Annotated in this window: 9 protein-coding genes; 5 read left to right on the top strand and 4 right to left on the bottom strand. The window is 54.5% G+C overall.

The annotated features are described in order from the left end of the window. Nucleotides 1–41: 41 nt before the first annotated feature. Nucleotides 42–1451: an ATP-binding protein gene (locus tag PG1C_RS08045; RefSeq protein WP_202634313.1), complete on the bottom strand. Its 1410-nt coding sequence runs from the start codon at nucleotides 1449–1451 to the stop codon at nucleotides 42–44. A gap of 409 nt (nucleotides 1452–1860) precedes the next feature. Here PG1C_RS08045 and PG1C_RS08040 point away from each other — a divergent pair, with 409 nt between their 5' ends. The 4 genes from PG1C_RS08040 (at nucleotide 1861) to PG1C_RS08025 (ending at nucleotide 5536) form a co-directional block, all read left to right on the top strand. Further along, nucleotides 1861–2343, top strand: coding sequence for a hypothetical protein (locus PG1C_RS08040; protein WP_202634312.1), 483 nt, complete (start codon nucleotides 1861–1863; stop codon nucleotides 2341–2343). 639 nt (nucleotides 2344–2982) lie between these two features. Next, nucleotides 2983–3306 carry a hypothetical protein gene (locus PG1C_RS08035; RefSeq protein WP_202634311.1) on the top strand — a complete coding sequence of 108 codons (324 nt, stop codon included), beginning with the start codon at nucleotides 2983–2985 and terminating at the stop codon, nucleotides 3304–3306. A 242-nt stretch (nucleotides 3307–3548) separates the two neighbouring features. Then, entirely contained in the window at nucleotides 3549–5288 is a 1740-nt protein-coding gene (gene ycaO / locus PG1C_RS08030) for a 30S ribosomal protein S12 methylthiotransferase accessory factor YcaO (RefSeq protein ID WP_202634310.1), read from the top strand. A gap of 14 nt (nucleotides 5289–5302) precedes the next feature. Then, nucleotides 5303–5536, top strand: a complete 234-nt coding sequence (locus PG1C_RS08025) for a hypothetical protein (protein ID WP_202634309.1) — start codon at nucleotides 5303–5305, stop codon at nucleotides 5534–5536. 28 nt (nucleotides 5537–5564) lie between these two features. On the opposite strand, the gene PG1C_RS08020 is transcribed toward PG1C_RS08025, so the two are convergent. The 3 genes from PG1C_RS08020 to PG1C_RS08010 all read right to left on the bottom strand — a co-directional run bounded on the left by PG1C_RS08020 (nucleotide 5565) and on the right by PG1C_RS08010 (nucleotide 11809). Continuing rightward, nucleotides 5565–7187 (bottom strand): peptide chain release factor 3, encoded by a 1623-nt coding sequence (locus PG1C_RS08020; RefSeq protein WP_237218110.1) that lies wholly within the window; start codon nucleotides 7185–7187, stop codon nucleotides 5565–5567. Nucleotides 7188–7504: 317 nt separating this feature from the next. Next, nucleotides 7505–8566 carry an ADP-ribosylglycohydrolase family protein gene (locus PG1C_RS08015; RefSeq protein WP_202634308.1) on the bottom strand — a complete coding sequence of 354 codons (1062 nt, stop codon included), beginning with the start codon at nucleotides 8564–8566 and terminating at the stop codon, nucleotides 7505–7507. A gap of 126 nt (nucleotides 8567–8692) precedes the next feature. After that, nucleotides 8693–11809 carry an EAL domain-containing protein gene (locus PG1C_RS08010; protein WP_202634307.1) on the bottom strand — a complete coding sequence of 1039 codons (3117 nt, stop codon included), beginning with the start codon at nucleotides 11807–11809 and terminating at the stop codon, nucleotides 8693–8695. A gap of 345 nt (nucleotides 11810–12154) precedes the next feature. Here PG1C_RS08010 and PG1C_RS08005 point away from each other — a divergent pair, with 345 nt between their 5' ends. After that, nucleotides 12155–14245 carry a putative bifunctional diguanylate cyclase/phosphodiesterase gene (locus tag PG1C_RS08005; protein WP_202634306.1) on the top strand — a complete coding sequence of 697 codons (2091 nt, stop codon included), beginning with the start codon at nucleotides 12155–12157 and terminating at the stop codon, nucleotides 14243–14245. The last annotated feature ends 46 nt before the right edge of the window (nucleotides 14246–14291 follow it).

Genomic DNA, 14291 nt, shown 5'->3' with positions numbered 1-14291 from the left:
ATCACAACTCGGTTGTTCGTGGTTTGTCGCTTAAATAAGAATTACGCCCAGAATGGCAGGTAGCGTGCGTACTTCCGCGAACCGCCAACCTTTTCATCCAGCTTGATCATCCCCGCCTCAATCGTGGCAGAAATGATCTGCGAGATGATGGCGCTCTTGGACTCCGAAAGATGAAATCGCTCGCGCAGCGACTGGTTGGTCATTCGTTCCGACATGACCCACTTTAAGGCGCGGTGCTGGTAGCAGGCTCGGATGCGATCATCACGATCCATATTCTCCAAGGGGCTTGGCCCGAAGAGAATAACTACCGTACGCTTGTGACTCACCCGGAAATTGGGTGCCGGCAACTGATATACCTCGGCAGCCTGCACGACTCGGTCGATTCCACTGCTCTTTTCTGCGCAGATACCCATCCGCCGCATCAGATCGGCAAGGCGTTCATTGCGGGACTGATAACCATCGATAAACCGCTCTATTGGCACTACCGGTTCGCCGGGGTTGGAGATTTCGACACGGTTGTCATATATTTCCACCATCACGGACGCCCCGGTGATGCGCATGTCTTGGTGGATCAAGGCATTGGCTACCAACTCGCGGATGACGATTTCCGGAACCAGTTTCACTTCCTTGCGCAGCGCGTCTTCGATAATCTCGTTCTGCGGTAATTGGTTCATCACGAAACGAACCAGCCCCTGAAAGCCGACTGCATATCCTTTAGTGCCTGGCTGATCGAGTCGCGTATCCAGTTTGGATGTGCCGACATACACCACGACGCGCGGCGCTTTGCGGGCAAGGTCGGGGAAGTCATCCAGACGTTTGGCCAGCAACAGGACACATAAACGCCGGATAGCGTAAGTGCCGTTGGATTCGTCGATCAGCCTTTCGCTCAGCAGGCGGTCGATAACACCTGTCTGTTCCGTAGGGTAGGGCAGCTTGAGCAATTCGAAAAAGGTTTGCGTGTCGAGCAGTTCAACCACTTGCTGCGCATCAAGCCCGACCTTTGAATGTTCTTCCAGCCAATCCGGCCCACCTTCGGCAAAAATTTTACGTAACTGGTCTTCGCTCATTGGCACCAATGCCTCGCCGGAGCGCATCAGATACTTGCCATCGAGATGGTATGCCGTTCCGCGGAGGCGCGAGGGGATGTGAAAAACCAGCACTCGGCCATCGGGATGCGCAACTTCTTCGATGTCCACTCTGAAACCAACGGCCTGAAACAATTTTTCGGCCATGGCAACCGGGTCATTAAATGCCTGTGTGCCTACCACGGGACGCGGCGGCTTGTTGGCAATGCCGAGCAAGAACAATCCGCCACCTTCATTGGCAAGGGCAACGCAATATTCATACAGCTTGTGGTTGTCGAATTGGGTCTTTGCTTCCTTGAATTCCAGACGCTGGGTCTCGGAACGAGACTTGCGCCACATATCAATTTGATCAGGTGTTGTGGTCATGTCCAGAAAGGATTGCGAAGATGTCCGACGATGTGCAAGCTGGTTTCTAGCGCCTTGTCCCGATTGAAGCGCGTCAGGTAAATCGACATTTTGATTTCTTTGCGATGTTCCAAAGGGAGAAGCCATGCGGTTACGAGGGCGGATTATGAAGCAAATTGCTACTCGACGATAGACATGCCCGCCTGTATGACGTCCGCTGGCGTAAAAGTCGATGCTGGTGAGATGGCGCGCAGCAAGTACCTTGGGGTGCGGCGATGGGCAAGAAACATGGCTTTACACTTTTGTTGATTCTCTGGTTTCTTTGCTTACAACTCTGCGGCATGATGCGAAGTCTGTAGGTGCCTCGCAGATGCTTTGTCTGCCGGGTTTCGTTTTTTAATCAAAGGAGATACAAATGAACGTTCGTTATTTGATGATGGCTGCATTCATGTCACTGGGCTCGTTTGGCATGGCGGCTGCTCATGCCGAGGATGCTGCAAACGTTACCCATGGGCCCGGTATGCACCGAGGCGAAATGCGTGAGGAAATGAAAAAGCATTGTGAAGCCAATCCGCAAAAATGCGCCGAAATGAAGGAGCGCATGAAAAAGGAACACGAGGAAGTGCGTGCCGCCTGCGAAAAAGAGCCTGCGCGCTGCAAGGAAATACGGCAGGAACATCGGGAAAAAATGCGTGAGAAGCTATGCGCAGAGAATCCCGAGCAGTGCGCGAAGATGAAGGCCCGCCACGAAGCAATGCAGAAGCAATGCGCAGCTGATCCGAAAGCCTGTGAAGCAAAAAAGGCAGAGATGCGGGAGAAAATGAAAGAGCGCATGAAGCAACATCACGAGCAGCGCATGGAATCGCATGAGTCGATGACTACTCCTGATGGTGCATCGCCCGATAAAAAGTAACTCGCACACATAGAAACTGCGAAACTGAGAAACTGCGGCATGGGCAATGGTCACTCGTTGCTCATGCCGCGTTCGTGCGCGCGCGGCATGGCGGTTAGTTCGGAACTATTCCGATGCCGATACCTTTAGTTGGTATCATTCCCTTGTTTGCTGCCGTCTCACCAACGCCGACTTTTACGCTTGTCTGGTTCGGGTGCTGTAACGTCGCAAACGACTTTACGTGCCTGATTCAATAAGCGTGGGAAGTCGGCAAGACGATTTAACAGGGTGATTTCAGGAGCTACTAAAAATCATGGGAATGATGATTTTAAAAGGCTTTAATCATTTTTTATGATCTATACCATCAAGTTTGATGCTTTATAAAGCGTCAAATAAGATGGCTACTTCATGTAAGAGCGCATCATCCGGTACTTGAGCTTTATTCAATAAAGGTGCTATCGGCTATGTCGAATGGTGGTCTTCTTGTTGTGCTAGACCATCCGAACACAGACCAATACCCGAACCAACGTATGTTTGTGGTTCGCATTCGTGGCTATGCCTATCTGGTACCGTTTGTAGAGACAGAAAATGAGGTATTTCTCAAAACGATTATCCCAAGTCGGAAAGCGACACGCCAATACTTAGCAGAGGAAAATTAAAATGGACAAAGAAAGCAAACTTGAGGAAGAAATTCTAGCCTCCTTTGAAAGAGGGGAGTGGAAGTCCGTCCCGAAACTCAAAAGTGAAATTGCACGCTTTGCAGCAATCGCCTCTGCGGCATTGGCCAAAAACAAGCGGGTCAACATTCGCATCTCTTCCCGAGACCTTGACGACATTCAAGCAAAGGCCGCAGAGGAAGCAATTCCTTATCAGACGTTAATGGCGAGTGTCCTCCACAAGTACGTTACAGGGCGCCTTGTGGAACCATCGCCCAACCTACCCCCTCGTTCAAGCGGGACGCGCCAAAAGCGGTGCGCCACTTAACTTCACGGTTGGACATCACAAACAAAAATGGGGCGAAAAAAATAAGGGGGAGACCACGGTTTCGTCTTTTGAAAAAAAAGTCGGCGCTGGTGACACGCTGCGGAGCTTTGAATCTGACCGCAGGAAATGCAGAGCCGTCTCTGGAAAGTACCCTTGGGGTGCGGCGACAATCGTGTCTAACCTTGTTCAATCCGAATCAATTCATCAAACCAACAGAAAATTCACCTAAAAGATCGCCGCACATGTCTGAAACATTTATTCCCAGCAAGGACGCTTCGCTGGAGTCGTCTATTTCTACACTCCTGGGCAAACTCGAGTCGATCGGCTTTCACGTCATCGAGCGTTCGTGGCTCAATGAGATTGAAAACATCTGGTCGGTGCATGTCACCGACCGCGATTGCACGCGCTTGTTCAGCAATGGCAAAGGGGGGTCCGAGCTGGCGGCACGCGCCAGTGCGCTGGGTGAGTTTTTCGAGCGCCTCAGCACCAATTATTTCTGGACTCACTTCTATCTGGGCGGCACCGTGGCCAAGAATGACTTTGTGCATTATCCGAATGAACAATGGTTTCCGGTCAAGGGTAAGGCCTGGCCGAAAGGTATCCTTACGCCCGAGTTGCAGGCGTTTTACAACCCCGAAAAGGCAGTGCATGCCGAACAACTGATCGATCTTAATTCCGGCAACGCGGAACGTGGCATTTGCACGATTCCCTATACGCGTTTGCGCGATGGTCAGACGGTACTGTATCCGGTCAATCTGATCGGCAACCTGTATGTGAGCAACGGCATGTCGGCGGGCAACACGCTGATGGAAGCACGCACACAGGCGTTGTCAGAAATTTTTGAGCGCGACATCAAGTTTCGCATTATTCGTGATGGCCTTTGCCTGCCGGACGTGCCGGAAGCGGTGATCAATCGCTACCCGCGCATTGCCGCCGGAATACACGGCTTGCGTGCGGCGGGCTTTGGCATTCTGGTCAAGGATGCGTCGCTCGGTGGCGAGTATCCCGTGATGAATGTGACCTTGCTGCATCCGCAAGATCAGGGCGTGTTTGCCAGCTTCGGGGCGCATCCGCGCTTTGAAGTGGCGCTGGAACGTGCGCTGACCGAACTGTTGCAGGGCCGGGCACTGGATTCCCTGGGCGACTTTCCTGCGCCCGGGTTTGATCAGGATGAGATTGCGGACGCGCAAAATCTGGAAATCCACTTTGTCGATTCCAGCGGCGTCATCAGCTGGGAGTTTCTGCGAGATACACCCGATTTTGAATTCGTCGATTGGAATTTTTCCAACACCACGGCGGAGGATTACCAGTGGTCGGTGGATCGCATTCATGCCAGCGGCCATGACATCTTTGTCGCCGATTTCACGCATCTGGGCGTTTACGCTTGCCGCATGTTTGTGCCGGGCATGTCGGAGATTTATCCGATTGAAGAGTTGCAGTGGGAAAACAACACCGTTGGCAATCTGGTGCGTCCTGCGATTTTGCGCCTGAACGAGCTGACTCAGACTGAATGCCAAACCTTGCTCGACACCTTTGCCCAACTCGATCTGGCCGAAGAGTTGCCGATTACCACGCTCATCGGGTTGGCTGCGGACGCCGACACGGCATGGGCCGACTTGCGTGTGGGCGAACTCAAGACATTGCTCGGCCTGGCGGTTGGTGACGAGGAGGTGGTGCTGGAAGGCTGTGCATGGATCGGTCAGTTTGGCGTACTCAGCGAGCAACGTCGCCGGGTCTATCGCTGTATCGAAAACCTGCTGCAACTCGATGATGCAGAACGCGATGTTGGCCAGTATAACGAGACCCTCAGCTTACTGTTTGGCGAGCCGACATTGCGCCAAGCCACTGCACTAGTCCGTCGCGAGCAGCCGTTCTTTGGCCTGAATACGCTGGGTGCCAATATGGAAGGCAGTGAGATGCACCAACGATTGCTGGGCGCGTATCAAAAAGTGCAGCGTTTGAAAGGCGTTCCCCTAAACTAAACAAAGGAGCAAACATGCCTGTTTCTACCGAAGAAAAAAAACGGATCGTCAGCGAATTTTTACAGCGTTGCGCTGCTTATGCGGATGACAAGCTGGCGGCGTATCAGCAGCAAGCAGCCCTTGCCAAGGGTAACGAAGGGCTGACGCTACAGGACAAAATTTCGCACTGGACGGCTTATCGTGTATTTACCGAGTACACGGTGGAAGAACTCAAAACCGCCGAGCTGGATAGTTGGTTTGCTGAATAAGCGTAGTCAATAAGCCGCCAGCGCGGTTTTAATGTATCTCACGGGTTTCGAGGAAAACGATATCCGGATACTTTTCCCTCGTCATGTTCAGGTTCACGCGGTTCGGCGCGAGATAGACATAATCACCCGCCCCATCGAGCGCTACATTGACACCGGATTTTTCGGCCAGTTGCTGAATCATGGCGGCGTCCCCTCGCAGCCAGCGCGCGGTGGAGACGTTGTAGGGTTCAAAAAAGCAATCCACGCCGTATTCAAATTCCAGCCGGTGAGCAACGACATCAAATTGCAGCGTGCCGACCGCGCCGAGAATCAGATCATTGCTGTGAATCGGCCGGAAAAGTTGAGTTGCGCCCTCTTCGGCCAACTGCTGCAAGCCTTTTTGCAGTTGTTTCATTTTCATCGGATTACGAATCTGGGCGCGGCGAAAATGTTCCGGCGCAAAGCAGGGGATGCCGGTGAACTGGATATCTTCGTCTTCGCTAAACGCATCGCCCAGCACGACCGTACCATGATTCGGAATGCCGAGAATATCGCCCGGCCAGGCTTCATCCGTGGTGTTGCGGTCTTGCGCCATGAAGGTGATGGCGTTATTGATTGCCAGCGTCTTGCCGGTGGAACGCTGCTTTAACTTGATGCCGCGTTCAAACTTGCCGGAACACACACGCACAAAGGCGATGCGGTCGCGGTGTTTGGGGTCCATATTGGCTTGAATCTTGAACACGAAGCCGGAGAACTTTTCTTCGTCCGGCGTCACGGTGCGGGTGAGCTTGTCAACCGAGTTGCCAACCGAGTTACCAACAATCGCATCACGCGGTTGCGGTGGCGGCGAGAGGTCAACCACGGCATCAAGCAGCGATTGCACGCCAAAATTGTTAGACGCCGAGCCGAAGAACACGGGTGTCTGCTTGCCCGCAAGATAGGCTGCACGATCAAACGTGTGCGATGCGCCACGCACGAGTTCGACTTCACTGCGCATCTCATCCACTTGGTCGGGGATGAGTTCATCGAGGCGCGGGTTGTTAATGCCTTGAATGATCTCCGCCGTGCCTTTTTCTGCCTGCGGATCGAAGAACGCGATGGTGTCGTCATACAGGTGATACACGCCGCGAAAGCGTTTGCCCATGCTGATCGGCCAGGTCATCGGTGCGCATTGGATTTTGAGCACCTCTTCAATTTCGTCGAGCAGTTCGATCGGCGGGCGTCCTTCGCGGTCGAGCTTGTTGATAAAGGTGAGGATGGGCGTGTCGCGCAGGCGGCATACGCCCAGCAGCTTGATGGTCTGGGCTTCGACGCCATTGACCGAATCGATCACCATGACGGCGGAATCTACCGCAGTCAGCGTGCGGTACGTATCTTCGGAAAAATCCTCGTGGCCAGGGGTATCCAGCAGATTGATCATGCACTCGCGATAGGGGAACTGCATCACCGAGCTGGTGACCGAAATACCGCGCTGCTTTTCCAGCTCCATCCAGTCGGATGTGGCATGGCGTGCTGCTTTCCGGGCGCGGACTTCACCGGCCACCTGAATGGCGCCGCCGAACCACAGCAGCTTTTCAGTCAGCGTGGTTTTACCGGCATCGGGGTGGGAAATAATGGCGAAGGTGCGGCGGCGGGCGAGTTGTTCTTTGAGTTCTTGAATCGAGCGGGACACGGCGAAAAGTGAAAATAAGCAAAGGACGCGATTATCCCGCAAAAACCCACGCTATAACGAAAAGTCGGCGTTCTCAAGATGGCAAAAAGCACAGAGGTTTCCCCGACTTTCAGCGTAGGCTAACTGGCGTCCAGCCAGTTAAACGTGTCGCAAGACACGCGGCCAGAGCTAAAAGTCGGCGTTCTCAAGATGGCAAAAAGCACAGAGATTTCCCCGACTTTCAGCGTAGGCTAACTGGCGTCCAGCCAGTTAAACGTGTCGCAAGACACGCGGCCAGAGCTAAAAGTCGGCGCTGGTGATACGGTAAACGAAACGGATTATTGCACCAGAGTGCCCAGTGATTTTGCCAGAGCCACCAGTTCTTGGCTGTTTTCCAGCCCATCGATAAACCTTTGTGGAATGCCGGATAACCCAACCTGCGCACCCACCAGGGCACCCGTGAGCATCGCTCGCGACATGTTTTGTCCGCCGCCATTGATGGCTGCCAGCACCGCGCTTTCAAAATCATCAGCAAAGCGGGTAGCGAGGTAATACGCGGCGGGCAGCAAATGATAAATCGCGCACGGCAGGCCATACACGGTGGCTACTTTTGATGCGGGTTCGATGCGAATAGCCGGGTCGAGCGCAGCTAAGGCAGCGTAATGCGGCGTGAGTAGCGCGTCTGGTGAAGAGAAATTGCCTGCCTGTGGAATGTCAGCTTGCCCAGGCAGGGGAGCGCCATAATTTTTTTGCGTTACCGAGTGAAAAGGCAGCTCGCCCGTTTTGACAAGATTCATGAGCGTCATTGAAATACCGGGGGTCATTTTCTCACCCTTGATGAGCTGGCCGAGCACGGCAGCATAGGCAAGCGACATGGCCATGATGGCCGGATCATTTTGTGTGAGCCGGCAATTGGCTACGACGCTGTGCGCCAGCTTGCCCGGTGCATTGGCGTAGAGCGCGGCCAGAACAATCGCTCGCTCGGCGGATTCGGAAGTGTCCGCCGTGCCGCCGGTCTGCGACCAGGGCAGTTTTTGTTCCACGCGGCAGCGCCAGGCTTCACGCATGGATTGGTTGGTGTAGCCACCCGGGCCGGTCATCGGTGTGCCGTCAAGCTGGGGAAAGAAGTCTTCGTCGAGACGACGGGTGAAATCGTTTTCGACATAGCCGCCTTGGTTGACAACAGACTGCATCAGCACGACCTGGATCAAGCCGGCTTGCGAGAGCTGGCCTGCCTGCATGCCCGCGTGATAGCGGTTCTCTTTTGGCGTGGTGTAGCCGGTCACATGTCCATAATCGCGACGCAGTTCGTCAAGGTCGTAGTACCAGTGACAGCCTAGCCCTAAAGCATCGCCGATGAGCGCCCCGATCAGGGCACCGGCTGCGCGATCTTGATTCATGCTATTTCCTTTGGTTGAGGTTCAGTGATGATGTGGTTTAGGCGTACAGGTTCGTACAAGTTTAAAAGTCGGCACCCCAGGGGTACTTCCCACGGGGCGCGCTGACCAGACGGCGCACGAAGGCTTTTATACGCTACTTTTCGCTCGCGCGAAAGCCTTGAATTCATCAGCTGGTAACGGCTTGCTGAAATAGTAGCCCTGCACTTCGTGACAGCCATGGTCGCGCAAGAACGCCAGTTGTTCGGCAGTCTCGACGCCTTCGGCGATGGTGGTGAAGCCCAAACTGTGCGCCATCGTGATGATGGCGTCGACGATGGCGCGGTCATTCGGGTCGCTGGCAATGTCGCGCACAAAAGACTGGTCGATCTTGAGTTTGGAGATGCGAAAGCGCTTGAGGTAGGCGAGTGATGAATAGCCGGTGCCGAAATCATCAATGGATAGCACAATGCCTGCGGCATGCAGTGCGTCGATCACTTCAATGGCGGCTTGCGGGTCTTCCATCGCCAGGCTTTCGGTGAGTTCGAGCTCCAGATAGTGTGCATCCAGCCCCGCCTCGTCGAGCATTATCTTTATTTGTTGCACCAGATGGCTCTGGCGGAATTGTGCTGCAGAGAGATTGACGGCAATACTCATCATTGGCAGGCCCTCATCCTGCCATGCCTTGGCCTGACGAATCGCTTGCTGCATTACCCATGCACCGAGCTGAAGAATCTGCCCGCTCAGTTCGGCGATAGCGATGAATTCACCGGGTGCAATCAGCCCCAGCGTCGGATGCTGCCAGCGCACCAGGGCTTCGGCGCCGATCATACGGCCATCCTCAACAGCAAACTGCGGTTGATAATGAAGAAAGAATCCGTCGCGTTTCAGCGCAGTGCGCAAGGCGTTTTCCAGCTCAAGAAAGCGTCGCGAACGAGTTTGCATCGCGGTGGTAAAGAAACGAAACGTGTTGCGTCCTTCTTGTTTGGCACGATACATCGCCGCATCGGCGGCTTTGGCCAAAGATTCAAAATCGTCGCCATCCGCTGGGTAGAGTGCAATGCCGATGGAAGGCGTGGTGTTCAATTCATGTTGTGCAACCTGATAGGGCGTAGCAAATGCCACCAGTAGTTTTTCGGCGACGCGGGCGGCGCCTTCAGCCGTGCAATCGGGCAACATCAGGATGAATTCATCGCCGCCCCAGCGTGACACGGTGTCCTGTTCACGCACCTCGTTGAGAAGACGTGCTGCCACACCACGTAGCAAATTGTCACCCATACTGTGGCCAAGTGAATCGTTGATGTTCTTGAAATGATCGAGATCAAGGAACATCACCGTCAGGGACTGACCGGCGCGGCTGGCAGTGGCAATGGCTTGGTGTACGCGGTCGCGCAACAGCGCTCGGTTGGGCAATCCGGTAAGGGGATCGTAATTTGCCAGATGTTCAATAGTCGCAGCAGACTGCTGCCGCGACTTTTCATCCGCGAAGCGTTGCAGTGCAAAACTGATGTCCATCGCCATTTCGAGCAGCAGGTTTTGTGCTGCCTCATCGAATGCATGGATTTTTTCGCTATAAAGGGTAAACACGCCGACAACGCTGCCATCGCAAGTTAACGGCAGTGCGGCGGAAGCACCCCAGCCGAAACGTGCGCCTCGTTCGTGCCAGGGAGCGGTCATCGGGTCATGCTGAAATTCCTGGCACCAGAAAGGCTCGCCACTGCGTAGGGCTGTACCTGTGGGTCCCCGGCCAGCGGGATCATCGGCGCGTGTGGAAATGACGATATCCGCCAGATATTCTTGCCCGTCGCCGTAGCTTGCTACTGGCACTATGCGTTCGCGTGCGGCATCTATCCGGCCGATCCAGGCCATTTTGAAGCCACCGAAGTTGACGGCATCGCGGCAGATGATCGGGAACAGTTCTGCTTCACTCTGGCAGCGGACAATCGCCTGATTACATTGGCTCAGTACAGCATACAGCTGTGTCATGCGCGCCAGCTGCTGCTCGCCGGTTTTTTGTGCTGTGATGTCGCGGATGAGCGCAATGAAATGCGGTGCTTTACCGGCGATGGGTTTTTTAGCCATCGAAAGCCCAAACCAGACCTCGCCCTGCGACAGGTTCAGGGCGTACTCCTTGCCTGTCGAATAGCCGTGAATACCGGCTTCCTGAATGGCCTCCAGCACAAGATGGGCGACTGGGGCAGGCAGCACCTGGTCCACGGTTTTGCCGAGAAAGAGCTCGGGCGGCGCAGCCAGCAAATCCGTGCGCGGCGAATGGTAGTCGTGGAAACGCCCCTCGCCATCCAATTCGAAAAGCAGGTCGGGCAAGGCGTCCAGGGTGGCTTGCAGATGCGACCGGGAGGCAGCCAGTTGTGCTGTGCGCTGCCGCACCAGGCGGCGTAGTAGGAGGATAAACAGCGCAAGCAAGAGTATGGTGATAATGGCCATGGCCAGCCCATAGAACACGGTGCGCTGCATGACATAGGGCAGCGACTTGCCCATCCATTTATCGCGGAGCGCTTCGCGTTCGGTCGAGCTGATTGCGGCAAAGCCCTGTTCAATCCGGGCGAGGGTGGCCGCATCACCCTGGTGGACGGCGCGGTGAAACTGGCCGGTGTAAAGAGTAAATGCCAGGCGAAAATTCCCGGCGGCATTCACACGATGAAGCAGGTAATTGGCTGGCGGCTCGTCGATGCAGAAGACGCGTACCTGGCTGGCAATCGCTGCATCAACGACGGCCTGATAGCTGGGATACGTTTTCAGCGTGGTAATGCCAAAGTGGGCTAGCCTGTCGATGCAGGCGTCACCGGCTTTGACACCGACCAGAAAGCCATGCAGGCTGGCAGGGTTGTGTATGCCGCCGATACTGGCATGCGTGTAAATTCCTACCGGCAAATCAGCATACGCAGCGCTGAAGTCGTAGAGTCGCTCGCGTGCCGGTGTGCGAAATATCGTGTCAATAACGTCGGCACCGCCCGCTTGCATGATCTGCTGCGCCTTTGCCCAATCGGTGGCGGTGATGTCGACCTTGATACCCGTCTTTTTTTCCCACAGCCGCCACTCATCGATCAGCAAGCCTTCGACCACGCCATTGGCATCACGTATGACATAGGGCGGGTAGTTGTCGTCCATCACCACGCGCAGTGGCGAGTCGTGTGCAGCCGTGGTAGCTAGCGCTGCCGGAACAACAGCGGCACAGCATGTCAGCACCACAACCGCGACAACGAATGTCGCGAACCACCTAAGAGAAGATGAGTGTATGCACGCCATGAGAGTTATTCGTAACTCATATGCGCCAAGGTTAGCGCACTTTGTTTAATGACGAAAGAAAAAGTCGGCGCTGGTTTGTCCTAAAGAGGACTCAAGAATCCGTGTCTGGACAACATGACGTGTAGTTGTGTATCCCTCCTTTTAAGAATAGCGCCCTATCGTGGGGCAGAGGTGTTGTTATGGTGCATGGGTGAATGCCAACCTGATGCCGACTGGCGCAAGACCGTGCCATGGTGCGGTGCAGTAGTATGGTACATAACTTGCTGCGCTCTCACTGTCTTTCATGTTTTCTTTGCTATGTCCCAACGATCATCCGAAAAAACTTCCGCTGCACATCTTGCCAACATGAATACCGCGCTTTCTCTGGATATCAGCCGTGTGCTCGACACCTTGATGGCCAATCTTAATGGGATGGCGTATCGCTGTCGTCTGGATGCGCAATGGACCATGCGGTTTGTCAGCCAGGGTTGCCTTGATCTGACTGGCTATGCACCTGAAGCACTGGTCGATAACAAACGGCTTTCATGGGAAGACATCACGCTGGCGGACGATCGGTTGCGGGTACGCGAAGAAATCTCAGCGGCGGTTGCCGCTAATCGGCACTTTGCTGTGGAGTACCGCATTCTGACCTGCGCCGGGCAGGAAAAATGGGTACTTGAGCGTGGCATGGCCGTGCTGGATGAGTGCGGTGAACAAGTGCTGGAAGGTTTTATCGAAGACGTCAGCGAACGTCGTCAAGCGCTAGATGCCGTGGCGAACGCAGAACTGCGTTATCGCCACATCTTCGAGCATGCATCTGAAGGCATTTTCCAGACCACGCCCGATGGACACTATCTGTCGGCCAATATGTCCCTGGCCCGTTTGTATGGCTACACGTCGCCCGAGGAACTGATCGCCGATCTTGCGGATATCGAGCGCCGCCTGTACGTTGATCCCGTACAGCGCGAAAAATTTCGTTGCTTGATGGATGCGCATGGCGAAGTGGTTAACTTTGAATCCGAGGTCTATCGCCGTGACGGTTCGAAAATATGGATTTCGGAAAATGCCCATAGTGTGCGTGGTCTGCAGGGGGAACTCATCTGTTACGAAGGCACGGTGCAGGACATCACCGAACGCAGGAGTTATCAGGAACAGCTTGAGCGTCAGGCCAACTTTGACCAGCTGACAGGTTTGCCCAACCGCAATCTACTTAATGATCGTCTCGAGCAGGCCATTTCCCGGGCGGCGCGGCGCGGCTATTTTCTGGCGCTGGTGTTCATCGATCTGGATAACTTTAAATTCATCAACGATAGCCTGGGCCATGTGGCGGGCGATGAGTTGCTGGTTGAAGTTGCTCACCGCTTGCGCAATTGCCTGCGTACTGTAGATACCGTGGCACGGCAGGGGGGTGACGAATTTGTGCTGGTGCTCAACGACCATTATCAGGTGGCATCCATCATTTCCTTGCTTGAGCGGATATTGCAGGAGATTAGCCGGTCGATCACGCTGATGGGACGCGATTGGCAAGTTGGTGCCAGCCTCGGTGTTGCGCTGTACCCGACAGACGGCGAAGATACGCCAACTCTGCTCAAACATGCCGACGTGGCCATGTATGCGGCCAAGGCTCGCGGACGCAACAATTTCCAGTTTTTCACCCACGAGATGAATCGCATCTCGGATGAGCGGCTCCGGCTTGAAGCTGCCATGCGCGTAGCGCTCGAGCAGGATGGATTTTCAATCGCCTTTCAGCCCAAGGTGGATCACCGCCGCCGCATCGTCGGCGCTGAAGCGTTGGCACGCTGGCATACCAAAGATTTTGGCACGGTACCTCCTGATTGTTTCATTCCGATTGCAGAAGAGACTGGTCTGATTGTGCCGCTGACCGAGATCATCCTGCGCAAGGCGTTTGCCGCTGCGAGTAAATGGAGCCAGACGCCGGGCCATGCCATCACTGTGGCAGTCAATCTCTCGCCCCGACTGTTTCTTGATGGCAAGATTGTTGAGCATGTGGCCAGGCTGATAAGCGAGGCGGGTTTGCCGCCTGAGCACGTCGAACTGGAAATTACCGAAAGCATTTTTCTCGGTGATAGCGGGCGTACATTAAGCATACTGAAGGGCCTCAAGCAGCTCGGTGTGGCCTTGGTCATGGATGATTTTGGCACAGGCTATTCGTCACTCTCGTACATCCGGCGCTTCCCTCTCGATATCATCAAGATTGATAAATCTCTGGTGACTGGCATCGAGTATGAAGATGATGGTGCGATGATTGCCCGCGCCATCATCTCGCTATGCCAGAGTTTGCGCAAGACGGTGGTGGCCGAAGGCTTGGAAAATCAGGCGCAGTTTGATTTTCTGCGCTATCAGGGGTGCGACGAGTTTCAGGGTTATCTGATTTCGAAACCCTTGCCCGAACAGGAATTTGCCGACTTGCTCATCGCGAGTGGTGGTCAGCTGTAGCGCTGGTTTATAGCGCTCCGGTGTCTAGTGGAAATAAACTCCGGAA

It is taken from the genome of Rugosibacter aromaticivorans, assembly GCF_000934545.1.
Classification (GTDB): domain Bacteria; phylum Pseudomonadota; class Gammaproteobacteria; order Burkholderiales; family Rhodocyclaceae; genus Rugosibacter; species Rugosibacter aromaticivorans.
This window is presented reverse-complemented; position numbering and strand designations above follow the sequence as displayed.

Bases quoted from the DNA above. Each gene is read 5' to 3' on its own strand.
- PG1C_RS08045 (WP_202634313.1), bottom strand. From the start codon at position 1,451: ATGACCACAACACCTGATCAAATTGATATGTGGCGCAAGTCTCGTTCC.
- PG1C_RS08035 (WP_202634311.1), top strand. From the start codon at position 2,983: ATGGACAAAGAAAGCAAACTTGAGGAAGAAATTCTAGCCTCCTTTGAA.
- ycaO (WP_202634310.1), top strand. From the start codon at position 3,549: ATGTCTGAAACATTTATTCCCAGCAAGGACGCTTCGCTGGAGTCGTCT.
- PG1C_RS08025 (WP_202634309.1), top strand. From the start codon at position 5,303: ATGCCTGTTTCTACCGAAGAAAAAAAACGGATCGTCAGCGAATTTTTA.
- PG1C_RS08015 (WP_202634308.1), bottom strand. From the start codon at position 8,566: ATGAATCAAGATCGCGCAGCCGGTGCCCTGATCGGGGCGCTCATCGGC.
- PG1C_RS08010 (WP_202634307.1), bottom strand. From the start codon at position 11,809: ATGGCGTGCATACACTCATCTTCTCTTAGGTGGTTCGCGACATTCGTT.
- PG1C_RS08005 (WP_202634306.1), top strand. From the start codon at position 12,155: ATGAATACCGCGCTTTCTCTGGATATCAGCCGTGTGCTCGACACCTTG.